Origin of the sequence: Paenibacillus sp. IITD108, from assembly GCF_036541265.1 — a bacterium.
Lineage (GTDB): Bacteria > Bacillota > Bacilli > Paenibacillales > Paenibacillaceae > Pristimantibacillus.
The window spans coordinates 351436-369468 of record NZ_JAZHCT010000001.1 but is presented as its reverse complement, the minus strand read 5'-3'; the positions used below and the strand labels follow the sequence as shown (position 1 = coordinate 369468).

The 18033-nt window shown below is 44.8% G+C and carries 10 protein-coding genes; 8 read left to right on the top strand and 2 right to left on the bottom strand.

Going from position 1 to position 18033, the window contains the following annotated elements; translation table 11 throughout:
• Positions 1 to 48 precede the first annotated feature (48 nt).
• Positions 49 to 246 (bottom strand): hypothetical protein, encoded by a 198-nt coding sequence (locus tag V1L65_RS01540; RefSeq protein ID WP_331697281.1) that lies wholly within the window; start codon positions 244 to 246, stop codon positions 49 to 51.
• On the opposite strand from V1L65_RS01540, the gene V1L65_RS01535 reads away from it, so the two are divergent.
• The 7 genes from V1L65_RS01535 to V1L65_RS01505 all read left to right on the top strand — a co-directional run bounded on the left by V1L65_RS01535 (position 245) and on the right by V1L65_RS01505 (position 13924).
• Complete coding sequence (locus tag V1L65_RS01535; protein WP_331697280.1) at positions 245 to 1243, top strand: ABC transporter permease; 999 nt, start codon at positions 245 to 247, stop codon at positions 1241 to 1243. The two genes, V1L65_RS01540 and V1L65_RS01535, sit on opposite strands and share 2 nt — an antisense overlap.
• Positions 1244 to 1252: 9 nt before the next feature.
• Entirely contained in the window at positions 1253 to 2125 is an 873-nt protein-coding gene (locus V1L65_RS01530) for a carbohydrate ABC transporter permease (RefSeq protein WP_331697279.1), read from the top strand.
• 86 nt (positions 2126 to 2211) lie between these two features.
• On the top strand, positions 2212 to 3804 hold the full coding sequence (locus tag V1L65_RS01525) for an extracellular solute-binding protein (protein WP_331697278.1): 1593 nt from the start codon (positions 2212 to 2214) through the stop codon (positions 3802 to 3804).
• 193 nt (positions 3805 to 3997) lie between these two features.
• On the top strand, positions 3998 to 5953 hold the full coding sequence (locus tag V1L65_RS01520; protein WP_331697277.1) for an alginate lyase family protein: 1956 nt from the start codon (positions 3998 to 4000) through the stop codon (positions 5951 to 5953).
• Positions 5954 to 5967: 14 nt separating this feature from the next.
• A complete protein-coding gene (locus tag V1L65_RS01515; RefSeq protein ID WP_331697276.1) occupies positions 5968 to 10572 on the top strand; it encodes an S-layer homology domain-containing protein in 4605 nt (1534 codons plus the stop codon).
• Between the two features lie 35 nt (positions 10573 to 10607).
• Positions 10608 to 12107: a DUF3604 domain-containing protein gene (locus tag V1L65_RS01510; protein ID WP_331697275.1), complete on the top strand. Its 1500-nt coding sequence runs from the start codon at positions 10608 to 10610 to the stop codon at positions 12105 to 12107.
• 485 nt (positions 12108 to 12592) lie between these two features.
• Positions 12593 to 13924, top strand: a complete 1332-nt coding sequence (locus V1L65_RS01505; protein ID WP_331697274.1) for an arsenic transporter — start codon at positions 12593 to 12595, stop codon at positions 13922 to 13924.
• A 528-nt stretch (positions 13925 to 14452) separates the two neighbouring features.
• Here the strand turns inward: V1L65_RS01505 and V1L65_RS01500 are convergent.
• A complete protein-coding gene (locus tag V1L65_RS01500) occupies positions 14453 to 15751 on the bottom strand; it encodes an extracellular solute-binding protein (protein WP_331697273.1) in 1299 nt (432 codons plus the stop codon).
• A gap of 414 nt (positions 15752 to 16165) precedes the next feature.
• On the opposite strand from V1L65_RS01500, the gene V1L65_RS01495 reads away from it, so the two are divergent.
• Positions 16166 to 18031, top strand: coding sequence for an S-layer homology domain-containing protein (locus V1L65_RS01495; protein WP_331697272.1), 1866 nt, complete (start codon positions 16166 to 16168; stop codon positions 18029 to 18031).
• The last annotated feature ends 2 nt before the right edge of the window (positions 18032 to 18033 follow it).

Below are 18033 nucleotides of genomic sequence, written 5' to 3'. Positions count from 1 at the left end.
CCTCATCCTCATTTTTTGACCTCGCTGAAACCCTTGCAGAAAGCGCTTTTAGAGCGGTTTACGGCGATGTATATCGATTTTTTGTTCATCATCAAAACGGAATGCGAATCCTCTTTTTTGGTCGTAAATCAATAAAACAGGGATCATGACAAATATTAAAGATATCGCTTTCATCCGCTCTCCTATACGATTCAAATAAGCAAGCGATTGAGCAAGCAGCAAATCAAACAGCAGGAGGTGAGACATGAGCATGAGCAGCGCAAACGAAATAGAAGCATCTATTGAACCATCTCCGAATTTAAAAAAGGGAGGGTCTGACGGAAAGCTTGGCATGTACTTCAGAAATTTGAAAAGAGATATATTTAGAGACCGAATATTGTACTACTTACTTATTCCATTTCTGCTGTGGTTTTTAGTTTTTAAGTATTTGCCCATGTGGGGAATCCAAATTGCATTTAAGGATTTTAGCTTATTTAAAGGAATAGGCGGCAGCAAATGGATCGGCTTTGAGTATTTTACTGAATTTATTGGAAGCGAATACTTTTTGAGGGTATTTAAAAATACCGTCATCATTAGCTTGTATGGACTTATCATTTGCTTCCCGGCACAAATTATTTTGGCGATTATGATCAGCGAGGTTACTCGCAATACCTTTAAAAAAGTGGTGCAAACTCTAACGTATTTGCCGCACTTTGTCTCGGTTGTCGTCATTGCGGGAATTGTGACGACCTTTCTGTCACCGGAAAGCGGGTTAATTAATTTAGTGCTGGAAAAGCTGGGCTTTGAGAGTGTATATTTCTTAACGAATCCGGATTATTTCAGGGGCATTTATACCATTATGAATTTGTGGAAAGAAACGGGCTTTGCCTCGATTGTATTTATTGCAGCTATCGCTGGAATCGATACTCAGCTGTATGAGGCGGCTAAAATGGATGGGGCTAATAAGTTCAAGCAGATTATCCACGTTACTTTGCCGGGCATTCTGCCTACGATTGTCGTTATGTTTATTTTGAAAATCGGAAGTTTGCTAAGTGTTGGATATGAGACGATTATTTTGCTCTATCAGCCGGCGACGTATGAGAAGGCAGACGTCATCAGCACTTATGTATATCGTTCCGGTCTCATTGACGGAAGATATGATTTTGCTACAGCCGTAGGGTTGTTTAACTCTGTTGTAGCTCTCGTATTAGTAGTATTGGCTAATAAATGGAGTAAAAAAGTAACTAATGCAGGCTTATGGTAGGTGATCGATATGATTGAATCAAGAGGAGAAAAAGCATTTAAAATCGTCAACAATATTTTGTTGGCCATTATGGCGATAGCCGCGCTCTATCCTTTCGTATATGTATTATCTGCATCCATAAGCTTGCCTTATCATGTAGTAACAGGCAAAGTGCTTCTGTTTCCAAAAGGGTTCACATTGGATGCTTATAAGAAGGTGCTGGGCAATCCAGAAATATGGACGGCATACGGCAATACGATTTTTTATACCGTTGTAGGAACCGCGGTGTCGATGTTTTTAACGATATGCGGCGCCTATGCGCTATCAAAAAGACGGTTAAGAGGACGGAAATGGTTTACGATTTTTGTTACACTGACGCTTTGGTTTGACGCGGGCATGATCCCTTTTTATTTGACAATTAGAGATTTGGGGCTGCTTAATACAAGAACGGGCATTATTATCGCTTTTGCAAGCAACGCCTTTAAAGTGATTTTGCTTCGTACAAGCTTTGAAGCGCTGCCTGACGAGCTGGAGGAATCGGTGAAGGTGGACGGCGGTAATGATCTGCATGTGCTGTGGCATGTATATTTGCCTCTAGTGAAGCCGGCGCTCGCAACAGTTGGTCTTTTCTATGCAATTGAGCGATGGAATGGCTACTTCTGGTCGATGATCATGCTGACGGATATGGATAAAATTCCGCTTCAGGTATTATTGAAAAAGATGATCGTAGAGAACGACATCCAATCGGAGTTTGCTGCAGCGCTAGATTTTACATCTACTGTCTCGGCAGAAACCGTAACTTATGCTACGATAATAGTTTCAATATTGCCGATCGTGCTTGTCTATCCATACATCCAAAAGTATTTCATTAAAGGTATGCTGGTTGGCGCGGTAAAAGGATAACAAAAGTGACGATTCGGTAATTTGTTTAGCGTTATTAAGGAAGCCATTGTGAAGGAAAACTACATTATAAATACGGGGTGTTATATATGAAAATAAAAAAATTAGTTATTGTACTTGCAGCAACAACATTATTGGCAGGAGCGCTTGCAGCATGCTCGTCAACGCCAAAAAATGCCGAACCAAAGCCGACGCAGTCTGCTGATGTGCAAGGAAGCGAAAACGCTAACCCTTATTTGGCTTCTGAAAAGCCGTTGAAGCTGACGGTTCATATGGGAACGAAGGATTCAGGCGTATTTAAAAATGATTGGGCGATTTTTAAAAAAGCGGCGGAATTGACGAATGTTACTTTGGAAGGAACACTGCCAAGCACGGTAGCTGATTTCAGCGAGACGTTCAGCATCGTTATCGCATCCGGCTCGATTCCCGATATTATGCAGGCATTGTCCAAGGACTTCCTGCAATATGGACCTGAAGGTGCGTTTCAATCCCTTAACAAGCTGATTGATGAGCATGCGCCTAACTTGAAAAAGTTTCTTGACGAGAACCCGGACGTAAGGAGCGCGGCGTCTGATAATGAAGGCAATATTTGGTTCATTCCTTTTATTGCGGACGGCGAAGCTGAAAAAGGCTGGTTTATCCGCAAGGATTGGCTTGAAAAGCTGAACCTGGAAGAGCCAAAAACAGTTGAAGATCTATACAATGTACTGACTGCATTCGTAAACAATGATCCGAACGGCAATAGCAAAAAAGACGAGGTTGGCTTTTTCCATAGAAATACGTCAATCGGCATTGAAGGCTTGATGGCGCTTTGGAACGGTTTCCTGGATTACCGCGTATTCGACGGCAAAGTCATTTATGGGCCGCTTGAGCCGGAATATGGCGATGCTATGACGAATATGGCGAAATGGTATAAAGAAGGCTTGATCGACAAGGAAATCTTTACCCGCGGCAGCAAAGCGAGAGATATTTTGCTTGCTGACAATGTCGGTGGTCTGACGCATGATTTCTTTGCTTCTACAGGCAACTATAACGATCAGCTGGATGGCAAAATCGAAGGCTTCCGTTTCGATCCTATGCTTCCTCCTGCCGACATTAACGGCAAAGTGAAAGAGCCGTCCAAGCGCGACCGTGCTAAAAACTACGGCTGGGGAATTTCCCACAGCAATCCTGATCCGGTAGCAACGATTAAGTACTTTGATTTCTGGTTTTCAGAAGAAGGACGACGTATGGCGAACTTCGGCATCGAGGGCGATACGTATACGATGGTAGACGGCAAGCCGATCTTTACAGATAAAGTATTGAAGTCAGACAAAGCGCCTGTGGATGTTATTCGTGAGACAGGAGCACAATCTAATTTTGGATTCCAGCAGGATTACTTCTATGAAGAGCAATGGACGCTGCCTTTGGCAACAGAAGGTATTAATCAATACAAAGAAAACAATGTATTTATGGATAAGTATCCTGTTCTGAAATTTACAGAGGAAGAGCAAAAAGAAATCCAGAAGATTACGCCTAAAGTAGACACTTATATTGTAGAAACAAGACAGCAATGGATTTTGGGTGCTAAGCCGGTAGACCATGCGGCGTTCGTAAAAGAGCTTGAGAAGCTTGGCGCGGGTCGTCTGGTAGAAATCAACCAAGCTGCTTATGACCGTTACGTAGCTGAAATGAAGCAATAACAGGCAGTAGAATGGGCTGCAAACTTAAGGCGATTCATTAGCAATATAGCAATGATGCTGAAAGGTTTGCAGTCTTTTTGAAAATGTAGGAAAGTATAAGTTTTCACTTTATACATGTTCCTATATTTCATCGGTAAACGCGACTGTCCAAAGGACGGCGGAGCCGTTTATCCTCGAATAAGGAGATGAAAAAATGAGCATTCAAGCATGGATGAAGGAGCCGATATCGACATCGGAGCTGCTGGCCAATTTGCGTTCGCGGCTTGAACCGATGGATGCAAAGGCAGCTTATATTGCCAGCCATATGCCTGAGCTAGTACGGGAGACGATCGACAATGCTGAGCTTTCCTTAAAAGGAATGATCAAGCTCCCTGGTACTGGCGGCGTAAGGGAATTTGTCGGCAATCCGCCAAATTGGCTGGAACGCAGGCATAATGATAACGAATTTTTATGGCAGCTGAACCGCATGAACTATTGGCAGGAGCTGCTGGAAGCTTACTCGTTGACGAAGGAAGAAAAGTATGGGCGCAAAGTAATAGAGGAGATGCTGGATTGGACTAAGACCGTTAATATTACGGAAGATATGATCGATCTGCCGCTGGACTATTACTCGCAGTGCCATCCATTGCGAGCGCTGGAGCTAGGCATTCGCGCTTATAAGACGTGGCCGCTTTTGCTGGAGCATTTGGGGCATACCGAGCTGTTCACAGAGGAAGTTTTGGAGAAATATGTAACCGCTGTCTATAAACAAATTAAAATATTACGCAAAGTTTCGCCGCAGTTATGGCCAAAAGCGGATCATAATCATTATTTGATGGAATGCTTGGGCATTTTGACAACAGCGCTTTATTTCCCGGAGCTTAAAGAAGCGGATGAATGGAAGGCCTTTGCAATCGATGGCATTGAAAAATGCTGCGAGGCGCAGCTGACGGAGGATGGCGGACAAATCGAGGGCTGCCCGTCCTATCATAATGGCTGCATGTTCTGGTTCGGACTTGCGGTAGTGCTGGCCAAGCGCTTCGGCTTCCAGTTCTCGGATTCGTATACGGAGCGGTTCAAGAATAACTTGGATTATTCGATTTATTCGTTAAGGCCTACAGGAAAATGCGTACCGGTCGGGGATTCACACGCCAACAATCTAGCTATTATGGGCGGCGTTTATGGATACTTTGCGCTTGATGATATGACTTGGCTCGGGCTTGCCACTAACTTGATTGATCCGGCCGAGATTATGCAGGAGGCAAGCAAGCATGTATGGCGCGCGCTGGATGTGCAGCAATTCGTGGAGGATTTACGATCTTTGCAGGGCAAGCAGTTTGAGTGCGACAAGCAGACAACGTTTTGGAATCGTACCTTGCATCAAGCGATTATCCGCAGCGGCTGGGATTCGCAGGCTCTTAGCTTTCTGTTCACGTGCAGAAGCCCGATTCAAAATTTTCACGCCCATATCGATTTAATGAGCTTTGACTTTACAGCGCTCGGCAAGGATATGGTTTGCGATCCCGGCATTTTCTGCTACAGGGATGATGAGGACCGCAAGCAATTTAAAAGCTCCAATTATCACTCTACTCTGCTTATCGATGAGCGGGACCATTTTGAATATATTAGCTCATTTGGCTATGGCCCTCAGAAAACAGGAGCCATTTACAAGGTAGAAGACAGAGGCTTCTATCAGCTCGCAAGCGCTTACCATATGAATTACGAGCCAGTCATCCACCACCGCCATATTTCGCTTGTAGATAACCGCTTCCTTGTCGTGGCGGATTGGGTAGAAGGACTGGAGGGACATAGCGTTCAGCGCTATTTCCATCTTGATTTCACGGATGTTAGGGAGTGCTCGGATGCAGTTATCGCCAAAAGCGATATCGCAAATCTTGCCATTATAACGAATGATCAGGGGAAAACAGATTTTCTGCCGGGAAGGCTGTCTGATATTAACGATATTGCTAGACCGTCTACTAGAGTCCGCTTCCAAGACTCGTACAATGGCACAGCTTCGTTCCTGACGGTACTTATTCCTTATCAAGGGGAAGGGCATCCCAATGTTCAGATGATCGAAGCGGGAGATGGCATTTTCGAATTTTTGTATGGTGAGCGTTACCAAGTTGCAATAAAGGATAACGATATGCGCATTAGCAAACTAGATTGAGAGGAGCAATTAGGATGCGACAAATAAGAACTTGGGTAAAAAAAATCAGCTTGCTGCTATGCTTTGCATTAGGCTTCAGCGGAGTTTTGGGCGCCTTGCCGCCTGCAGCTTCAGCAGCGAGTATCGCAGTGCACTTATATCAGGATTTTGAGGATTATACGAAAACAGGGGCTCCGCCGAGCGGCTTTGAAATGACAGGCATTGCGGAGGTGAAGAGCACAAGCGGCGCCTTGAATAATGAAAGTACGGCTCCGAATGGCACTAGCGCGTCGCTTCGCATTGAAGAAACCGTGGCTGCCGAGCAGCCCGATGTAGGTTTGGCCAAGCGTTTTGGAGCGGATGATTTGACAGGCCAGCTTATTTTTGACTTCGATATCAAGCTGCTGGATACAAATGGCGGCAGGTTTATAGAAATAAAGGATAGCGCTAATAAAGGCATCACACTTGGAAACATTGGCGCAGATGGCGTGCTGAAGGTTGGAACGGGCAAGGTGCCGCTGCAAGCGAATGAATGGTACAGGCTTTCCTTTGCGATGAATGTGGAGGCAAGCGCGACAACGGTATCTGTGTATGTAGACGGAGTAAAAAAGCTGGATTCGATTGCAATCAATAACAGCAATCAAGCAGCGGGTATAAATTATCTCAGAGTTCGTGCTAAAAGATCTGCTACAGCTAGCCTGCAGCCAGATGCGGCAGGCGACAAGCACTTTACCACTCTGCTTGACAATATGCGTGTCTATGAAGGCACGGAGCTGAAGACGATGGAAGAGCTGGCGGATCTTCAGCAGCCGGACTCCTTGATGAATTTCGATAATGACCTGGGCATTTCCGTGACAGATCGCTTGGCTGGCTCTTTGGCGATGATGCTGAACAATTCGAATGCATTAATGGATAATGTCAAAATGAATGGTATGTTCAACGACCAAACTAAACCGCAAAAAGTGGAAGGTACGATTGTCGTGCCGCTGCGTAAAGTTGGCGAGCTGTTTGGCGTAGATGTGCAAATTAACGGTGAGAGCGCCAGTGTAGAAGTTAATGGCGTGCAAAATGAGGTGGAGAAGGAACGCGCTGTTATCGCGGGTGTAGAACATCCATCTTCAAATATCTCGTTCATGACAGGCGAGGTTATGGTGCCGCTAGAAATAGCTGCAGGCATTTTGCAAAAGCAGGCTTATACAGACTATAAAGGCAGAGGGCTTATCGTAATAGGCGACAATGCGCAGCCGTTCAATGACGCGCTGGATAAAGTGGATGAAAATATTAAGCCGCAAAATAATGAAAAGTTTTATATTGAGGAAGCAGTAAAGCAAATCGTTTATGACCGTCCAAGCGGCGAGCAGGCAATGGACAAATTAATCGATAACAATGCACAACATCCAAGAATTATAGCTACGGCATCGGATTTCAGCCGAATCAAATCGATGCTCGGGGCCGGAGAAGCAACGATAAGCAAATGGTTTGCGGATATTCAAAAGCAGGGTGAGAAGCATCTGGCTATGGCAGTTCCGACGGATGATTTGCCGGACGGCAGACGTATGATCGGCTCCAGACAGGTCGGTCCGCTCGTCATTAATTTAGGTATGCTCTACCATTTGAGTGATGATGCGGCTAAGAAGGAGCAGTATAAGCAGCGCATTTGGGATGAAGTTTATACCGTATCGCAATTCCCTAGCTGGAATGAAGATAATGAATTTTTGAATACAGCAGAGTTTATGGAAGGCGTAGCGATTGCCTATGACTGGTTGTATGACGCGTGGACGCCTGAACAGCGACAATTGCTTGAAGACGCGATTATTCAAAAAGGGCTTGTGAAATCTTTAGAGGCTTACAATAAAAATGTATGGTGGATTCATACCTATCCAAGAACAAATAACTGGAATGCGGTAAGCAACGGTTCTACCATTCTTGCTTTAATGGCTATAGGAGACATCGATAAGCAAATTATGCTGCCTTCAAAAGAAACGGTTTCGATGCATCAATTCGGCAGCAAAATATTGGATATCGCATTCAATGCGCTAGAAGATTATATTTTGCTGGAATTTACACCGGACGGTGCATGGGCAGAGGGGCCTAGCTATTGGAAATACACACTGGAGTATATGGTTCGCTTTATAGCGTCCATGGAAACGGCGCTAGGGACAAGCTATGGCTATGATCAGACGCCAGGCTTTAACAAAACAGCTTACTTCCCAACATACTTAAGCGGATCTGTCGGCTCGCTGAACTATGGCGATGCTTCAAACAATAAGGTGATCTCTGCGGAGGAGCTTTGGATCGCCAAGAAATATGAGGATAAACTACTCGCCTCGATTCATTTGGACAACAAAATAAAATACAAAAATGCCGGTTCGGAGTTGGAAATGCTCTGGTATGAGCCAAGCTTCTATATGCCGAATCAGACACTTGAGCCGGATCAATATTTCAGCGGGACAGAGGTTGCAACCTTCAGAAGCAAATGGGACGATCCTGCCGCAAGCTTCCTTGGCTTCAAAGCGGGCAATAATGTTGTGAGCCATGGCCACTATGATCTCGGCAGCTTTGTATTTGAGGCGCTTGGCCAGCAGTGGGCGATTGATCTTGGCAAAGATGATTATAACTTGCCGGGTTATTCAAATTATGAAAAAGAGCGATTAACTTACTACCGTTTGAATCCGGAGGGCCATAACACGCTTGTTATTAACCCGGACGGAGGCGCGCAGCAAAATATTAAAGCCTTCTCAAAGATCGAAAAGGTAGAAAGCAAGCCGCTTGGCGGATTTGCAATTGCTAATTTAACCGAAGCCTATAACCAGCAAGTATCCGAAGCAAGACGAGGCGTTATGCTGGCATCCAACCGGATGAGAGCAACCATTCAGGATGAGGCAACGTTCCTGACACCTTCGACGGCTTATTGGTTTATGCATACAGAGGCCGAGATTGAAGTAAGCGATGACGGCCAATCAGCGATTTTCACAAAGGGTGGAGAAAAGCTGTGGGTAGGCCTCGATAGTGATGCCCGCGATGCTTCCGGTGCGCCGGTTGCCGCTAGGTTCGGAGTGATGGACGCGAAGCCGCTGCCGGAATCTCCAAATCCTGCGAAACAGCACCAGAATGACGGCATCCGCAAGCTGTTCGTCAAGCTGGACGGCGTGAAGGAAATGCGTTTAACGGTAACGATGATTCCGATCGTAGGCGATGCGGAGGATATCGATACAACGGTGACGCCTGCAGCTCTTGATGAATGGAATATTGCGGACGGCGATTTGATCGTTCCGGTTATTCAAAGCGCGAGTGTGGACGGCGCTGGCGTAGAAGGCTTTGCGGAACAGACATTTAACTATAATATTGCTTTGCCGCTCGATTATACAGATGTGCCTGAGCTGGCAATTACGTACGACGAGTCTTTGTATCAGGTTCAAGTTACGCCGGCAGCTGAAGTTCCAGGCGTTACAAAGGTAATTGTTTCTTCCTTACAAAGTCCGGAAATTAAGAGCGTCTATCGATTCAACTACAAATTAGTTCCGAACAACGGCGAGGATGAAAGCCTGATAGAATTGGCGATTGCAGCTGTATCTGCGAGCGCATCGCAGTCGGAACAGGGGAACACGGAAGATAAAGCGATCGACGGCGACTTCAACACGTATTGGGGAGCGGAAGGCGATCACTGGATTATGCTCGATTTGGGCGAGGCTAAAACGGTGAATAGTGTCGGCATTGCCTTTATTCGCGGCAACGAGCGCAGCTTCAAGTATGAAATTGAAACATCTTTAGACGGTGAAACCTGGTACAAAGCTTATTCGGGTCAAAGCAGCGGAGAGAGCCTGGACATTGAAAAAACATATTTAAGACAGCATGAAGCCCGTTATGTGCGCATAACAGGCCACGGCAATTCCGTAAACCAATGGAATTCTTATGCAGAGGTTCGCGTGTATCAAATGAAAAAAACTGAGCCTGAGCAGCCTGGCAATGGAAACGGCGAAGGCAACAACGGAAACAACGGAAACAACGGAAACAACGGAAACAACGGAAACAACGGTAACAATGGTAACAACGGCAATAACGGCAACAACGGCAACAACGGCAATAGCGGTGAGGAGAAGCCGCCAATTCTTCAAGATATTAAAGGACACTGGGCCCTAGATGAAATTGAACGCGCCGTTAAATTAGGCATTGTTAATGGTTACGGTGATCAATCTTTCCGTCCGCAAGCGAATGTATCGCGTGCTGAATTCGCGGTCATGTTGGGCAGAGCGCTGCAAATGGAGCAGTCTGACGATAAGGAATTGCCATTTAACGATGCGGCAAATGTTCCAGGCTGGGCAAAAGGCTACATTGCCCAAAGTATAGAAGCTGGCATTATTAGCGGCTATGGCGATCAAACCTTCCGTCCTGGCAAGGCGATTACCCGTTCGGAGCTTGCGGCTATTATCGTTCGAGCGCTGAATTTGCCGTTTGAAGAAGGAGCGGATATTACTTTTGCAGATGCGGATCAGATTGCAGATTGGGCCAAGCCTTATATTGCTGCAGCTGTACAGGCTGGTTTGATTAAAGGCAAGGGCAATAATCAATTCGCACCGAATCAGCTTGCTACTCGTGCGGAAGCTGTCGTTTTAATACTAGCATTGCTAGACAAAAAATAAGAGATTTTTAAGGAGAAAAAAGGAGAGCAAACCATATGAAGTTATTTTGGGGAGACCTGCACAATCATTGCGGGATTACTTATGGGTTTGGAGAATTGAACAATGCTCTTGAAGCAGCCCAAAGCCAGCTGGACTTTTGCGCAATTATCGGACATGCGATGTGGCCGGATATGCCCGAGCGAACAGATGCGACGGCATTTTTGGTTGATTTTCATAACGAGGGATTTGCGAAATTGAAAGCAGACTGGGAGGCGGTTCGCGCCAAGGTTCAAGCAGCCAATGAAGCGCATCAGTTTGTCACCTTTCAAGGCTATGAAATTCATTCCAGCGAGTTTGGCGATCATCATATTTTGTCGCCAAACGATGAGCTGCCGCTACAATATGCTGCTTCACCGCAAGAGCTGGTGGAGAAGCTCGCTGCCTATGATGTGATTGCAGTACCGCATCACATTGGGTATACGCCAGGCTATCGCGGCATCAATTGGGAGGCGTTCCGCTCCGACTATTCTCCGATCGTTGAAGTGTTTTCCAAGCATGGCTGCGGCATGTCGGATTCAAGCAGTTATCCCTATTATCATACGATGGGACCAAAGGATTCACGCAATACTGTAATTGCTGGTCTTAAGAAAGGCAAAACGTTCAGCTTTGTCGGCTCTACTGATCATCATGCAGGCTATCCAGGCTCATACGGAGATGGGCGTGCAGCTGTCTGGGCGAAGGAGAAAACGCGCGAAGCGATATGGGAAGCGATTAAAGCAGGCCGTACTTATGCGGTTACAGGTGATAAAATTGCGTGCCAGTTTTCAATAAATGGAGCGGAGATGGGCAGCAGTATTCAAACGTCTGAGCCAAGACATATTGTGCTGGATGCGGAATGCGTCGATTATGTTGATAAAGTTACGATCTACAAAAATGCAAAGCCATGGAAGGTAGTCGCAGGGGAAAGTTTACAGCAGCCAACTCACAGCGGCGGCAAACAAGCCTATAAAGTGAGGGTAGAGCTGGGCTGGGGCGATTCCAAGCAAGGCTACAGCTGGACCGCCAAAGCTCAAGTGAGCGGCGGCAAGCTGCTGTCGGCAGACAGCTGCTTCCGCGGTCAAAGCGTCTTGGCGCCTGAACCGGGCATGAGAGAAAATCCGAATATTAACAAGCTCGGCAATCAAATTGTCGAGCAGACAGAAGCGGTGCTTGCCTGGACCTGCACCACCTTCCAGAATCCTTCGACTCTGCATCCTGCGACAGCAGCGGTTGTGCTGGAAATTGAAGGAGGCCAGGATACTACGCTTACTGTGGAAGCAAACGGGATGGAAAAGCAAATTAGTTTGGGTGAGCTGCTTGAAGGCTCCTGCTCCATGCATATTCAACCATATAACTCTGAGGCTATACTCATTCATCGCGCTGTTCCCGAAACATCGTACAAGGTTCATTTAGAATGGACAGATGCTGAGAAGGAGCTGGAGACGGATGCTTATCATGTAGAAATTCGTCAAGCGAACAACCAATTTGCATGGATATCGCCTGTATTTGTTAGTTAAAATAATGTGAAAACTTATGTGAGTAGATTGAATTGAGTGTACCCCCTAAAGCAAACAGTGGAAAACCCGTAAAAGGAACCGCTGAAGCTGCGCTAGGGGGTATATTTTTTTGCGAAATAGAAAGGGGAGCGGGTATTGCAATAGACCCTGCAAACATCACCACTGTAAGTATGTCGGCAGTTAATTGACCGGCGCTTCTGCGTCAATGTTTTTGTCGCGCATCAACAGCTGCGAAAAGCTAGATTTCATAGCTGGCAAATGTCAATAGGGGATATCTATCAATAAATGATAGGAGATGATTTTTCAAAGAATTGGGGTTATTGACCAGTACGAGCTATTTGTGCAGCACATATCTATATATTACATCTTATCTCTAGCGGAAATTAGAAGGAGGCGAATCTATGAAATAAATCTCCCTGTTTCATGGCAATTATATGGCTTTGAAAGGAGAATGAGATAGTAGAGAAATGAAGAGAGGTTAAAGTATGCATGAATTAATGGGTATAATCACTATTTGTGCCTTTTTCCTTACAATTGCATTTATATTCTGGAAACCTAATATTAACGAAGCTATACCGGCATCTGCCGGTGCTCTAATCGTGCTGCTGACGGGTACTGTATCGTTGTCCGACCTGGGGGCAATAACAGAAACGATAAGCGGAGCTGCGATTACGATTATGGCAACCATCGTGATGGCGATTGTACTTGAAAGCTTTGGCTTCTTTCATTGGGCCGCCGAAATTTTACTAAGGAAAGCACGCGGGTCTGGCATAAGGCTGTTCTGGTTAACCAACTTTTTTTGTTTTCTTATGACGCTCTTTGTTAATAATGACGGGAGTATTCTAATTACTACACCGATTTTATTAATGCTGCTTAAAAGCATGGGGCTTAAAAATCATCAAAAAATACCCTATTTGCTTTCTGGCGCGCTTATAGCGACAGCTTCCAGTGCACCGATCGGAGTAAGCAATATCGTTAACTTAATTGCGCTTAAAATCGTTCATATGGATCTTTATATGCACACAGCGATGATGTTCATACCCGCATCGTTCGGACTGGTGCTGCTGACGCTGCTCCTTTTTGCAATCTTCTATAAGAGATTGCCAAAAAAATTGCCAGAAGTCGCGCAGTGGAGCTTAATGCCTGGGGGACATCCGTTAAAAGGGGACCATTTACAAGAAATAAACACGAAGTTTATGCGGAATGTGCTTATTTTCGTATTCTGTGTGCGCATCAGCTTATTCGTCGCCTCATACTTTCACTTCCCAGTTTCAATAATGGCTGTCCTTGGATCCGCCTTCCTTCTCGCATGGCGCTGGACTTTCTTGAAGATTCCTCCAACCGATATGATTAAAAAAACACCATGGTATATTCTTATCTTTGCTTTTGCTATGTATGTCATTATTTACGGATTAAGCAACCTTGGGCTTACGGAATGGCTGATTACGATCATGCAGCCGCTTGTCGCCGGCAGTCTGCTGCAAGCAAGCGTACTGACGGGGCTCCTTCTTAGCATATTGTCCAACCTGTTTAACAATCATCCGGCTTTGATGGTTGGAACACTGACATTGACGAATATGGGACTCGATCCGCTGACGCTGAAAATCTCCTATCTCGCAAGCGTCATCGGCAGTGATATCGGCTCGCTTCTGCTGCCAATCGGTACATTAGCTACGATCATGTGGATGCATATTATTAAGAAGGGCGGTGTAAAAATCAGCTGGGGGCAGTATTTGAAGGTGACCATAATCGTCATACCAATTACCGCTATCGTCACGTTAGTATTATTGAGCTATTGGGTATCTTGGATTTTCTAAGTGAGATCATTTTGAAGAGTGCTGGGCGGCAGTTTCTTCTTATGGCGCGGGGATCATTGGGGAGTATGGATAAGTATTGCCGGAATGGCAACAATCATCTCCAATACGATTCAACTAAAAAGAAAGAAGTGTCGTTAAGAATAAAATGGGAAAACCTGCTGGAAATTATCCGGCAGGCTTTTTGTTCATTTTTTAGGAAATTATGAGCCAGATAAAATTGTGGATAAGTATGTCGAGCTTGAATTGATCCTAATAATGCGGACACTGATGGCCGTTAGCGCTCATATTTCGCCAACTTCCACTTTCTAGAGGACAGAAATGTCTGTTAGCGGGAAAAAAGCTAGAAAATTCGGCGGAATGTTCTTCTAATGGTCATAAGTGTCCGCATACACAACAAAAAGACTGCTTTTTTGGTTCTAACGGTCATGGATGTCCGCACCGCAAATAACATCGCATCGTTTGTTCCTTGCACACGATGACGGCAAGTTAGGTCACCGATTGGTGATTTTGTTCTTTTGCAAACAAGCGTTAAAACACTTGCAGCTCGCCCATTTTGGACAAATAAAGCTTCATATTTTGGCGAATTTCCTCCAGCTCTGAAAAGGAGACATTGAGAGCGGTGTGATAGTTGAAGGTCGGAAAGGTTTCCCGAAATATAAAATAACGCTCAGGCTGTTTTATATTTACAGGCCCGTTCCATTCGGCAGCGCTTTTCAAGCTCGGTAGACTTAGCGTATTTTGCCTTAATGCAAGCTGAACCTCATGGGAAAGCATATAATCGATAAACGTTTGTGCTGCTTGCTTATGCTTGGAGTTTTTGTTAATAGCCAGCCCTATTGTAATAATCAATGTTTTAGGCGAACCTTGGTAAGGCAAAGGCGAAATATCGTATGAGAAATCTACATCCTCGATCATATTCAGCAAAAAGTAAGAGGTAATAATCATAGACACTTTCTGCTGCCGAAACAGCATATCGACATCATGGTCGCTTTCGGACAGAAAAGGCGGGAACACTTCCTCGCTTAGATCAATCATCGTCTGAAAGCTTTCTTTGAGAGATGCTTTATCTAGCTCCAGGCTGTTCTGGTTTTCTGGCTCCCGATTGAATACCAGATTGTTTTGCAATAAGAAGATGGGCCAGCGGTTGTCAGACAATAAATGAAAGAAAAATCCGTATCGGTCATTGCCTGATGATAATTGCTGTGCTGTTTTTTTTACCGTCTCCCATGTCCAGCTGCTATCAGGCTCTGGAACGTTATTTTCCGAAAAATGCTTTTTATTGTAGCAAAGAATAATCGGCGAGAACATAAAGGGCTGAACGTATAGCTTCGCTTCGTGTACAAACGGCTCTGTCAAAAGAGGATAGACGCCGTCGTTTATTTGTTGCGGCTCCAGCATGCTTGGCGGCGTGTTGGCGTTCATAAACAGCTCGACATTTTGATTATTAATCGCCATAACATCAATATTATCAGATTCCATATAATCCCTCATCGTTGGATGGGTATGGTTATAGGGCATCGGAATCATCGTAATCCGAATAAGCGGGTGCTGCATATGAAATTGTTCTACGAGCTTGTCCAGCTGTGCTTCTTTAATCATGGAAGGATAGTATCCGAATTTAATCGTTACGCCTGTCGGTGATTTCAGCACGCGGTTACCTACACGCGGAATTTTTTCTATAAAGTTCTCTGAAGCCAGCAGCTCTAATCCTTTACGAACTGAGTTTTTACTAAGCTCGAAGCGGTCAGCAAGATCAGATTCAGACGGTAAGTAGCTGCCTTCCTCCCAAATATTCGTTATCATTTCATTTCTTAATGTTATGATCATTTCTTCATATCGATTTCTAAACGTAGAACGCTTCGGTTTAGAGCCCATACAAACACCTCGATTGCAAAATAATTCCTCAATGGTTAATTATAGCATAAAATAGTGAATTAATTATGGAAAAGATAAAGTCATGAAAGCGTATTCGATTCTCATTGACAGTATATTTCTGCTTAGATTATAATCAGCTATGAACCAGATAAGCAATACATAATTATTAAAACATCAAGAAAAATTGTGTTTTTCTGTTTATTTAATATAAAAAGGAGGAAAATGTCGATTTTCAATTCTTTCATTACGTTATATGTATTACTTATCTAGTCTATTTTTTCGGGTTTGTCGAAAGTGGTAATGGTTACTAAGTACTAGATGTCTATTATTTAAAGGTGAGTCATGTAAACGAAAGGAGATATGAAAATGAAATATAAGCGATTCATTATGCCTGTTCTTATTCTTTGTCTGATATTAAACATTCCTATGTATGCGTTTGCAGAGGGCGGGACAAGTAAGCAGACGACGATCCAGCTTGTACATGATGGCAAGTCTGTAAAGATAGGGCAGCAATTAGCTGTCCAAGTAGTTGCTCGCGATGCAATGGATTTGTATGGCGTACAGCTTGTTGTCCGCTATGATGCAGCAAAGCTGCAAGTATCAGGTGCGGAAGCTAAAGGCAGCTACAACGATTTCGGCGGGATCAAGACGAATTCAAGCGAGGGAACGATACTGATTCCGCTGCTTCGACAAGGAGGGGCAGCCTCTGTCAGCAGCTCTGGAATAACAATTGCTCAGCTTTCATTTACAGCTAAAAACACAGGGGAAGCAAAGCTTTCTATTCAGGAGCTCAAGGCAGTTTCAAGCGAAACGTTTGAAAATGATCATCATTTGAACGATTTAGTTGAGCTGGACATAACTGCTGGCCCTGCTCTTGCTATACAGATTGTTAATCCTCCAACTACAGATTCTTGGACAGGCGGCCAGACTCAAGAACAAGGGCTGAAAGAGCTCGAGAAAAAAATATCAGCCGGCGACAGTGAGCAGGCGCTGGCTCAATTGACTTCATTGCTTGCAGGAGGCACGTCTAACTATTCTGCTGCCGAGCTGGATAAGCTGCGAAATATTGCCAATCTGCTTAAACAGCAATTGGAAAAGAATGCTGGAACGGTGACTAGCAGCTCAACGAACGGAATTCAGCTCGACAATGACGCTTTATTGAAAGCGCTTAAAGCACTTGGCAGTCTAACCGCATTGGCACAAGCCCATCAGCTGAAATTGTCATCAGAAATTGAGGTTCAACTGCAGCTTGCTCAGGCTGGTGCATCAGCGCTGTATGTCACGGCAGAGCAGGCGAAGCTGTTGGAACAGCATAAAGCATCACTTGTGCTGGTAACAAATCAGGGCGAAGCCAAGATTTCACCGAAGGCGCTTTTGCAAGAGAAGCAGACCATAATTCGTTTCCAAGCTGCTGATGTAAAACCCGGTCAGCAAATGAATAAGCAATTGAAAGCTCTCTCTGGATTAAAATTTGAGCTTCTTACAGCAGGAGGAACAGTGATGACTCAAGCTGCTGGGGAGATCAAGCTGACTTTGCCATTTAATCAAGCGAGCTCCGAAGCTCATAAGCTTGGCGTTTACGTATGGAATGAGGCTTCATCCACTTGGGACTTTGTTCGCAAGGCCAAGCAGCAGGACGGAAGCTTTCAGCTTGTAACTGATGTGCCTGGCACTTATGCCGTTATGTCCTATTCGGCTCATTATAAAGATGTGGATCACGTGTACAAAGAGGCTCAGCATGCGATAGAAGCTTTATCTGCCAAGCATTATATGTTCGGCACTGGCAATGGAAAATTTTCACCTGACAAAGAAATAACGAGAGCGGAGTTTATTTCACTTCTTGTTCGTATCCTTGGATTGGATACTGCCGCTGTCAGCAATCATTCTTTTGCTGATGTTAAAGCTGGAGCCTGGTATGCAGCTGAGGTGAGCGCAGCTAAAAAAGCAGGCATTATTCAAGGTGATGGTATCAACTTTAATCCGGGCGGCAAGCTCACTCGTGAAGCGATGGCAGTAATGCTTGTCAACGCAGGATTATTAAAAGCAGATGGCACTGGAACGAATAAATTTGCGGACGATGCGTCAATCAGCGATTGGGCGAAGGAAGCTGTTTATAAGGCGAAGGAAAACGGCCTTCTGAAAGGTGTTGGCAATAATCTTCTACAGCCAAAAGCGAGCGCTAAACGTGCAGATGTTGCGGTTATTTTACTGCGCTTGATCGAACAACAATAAGG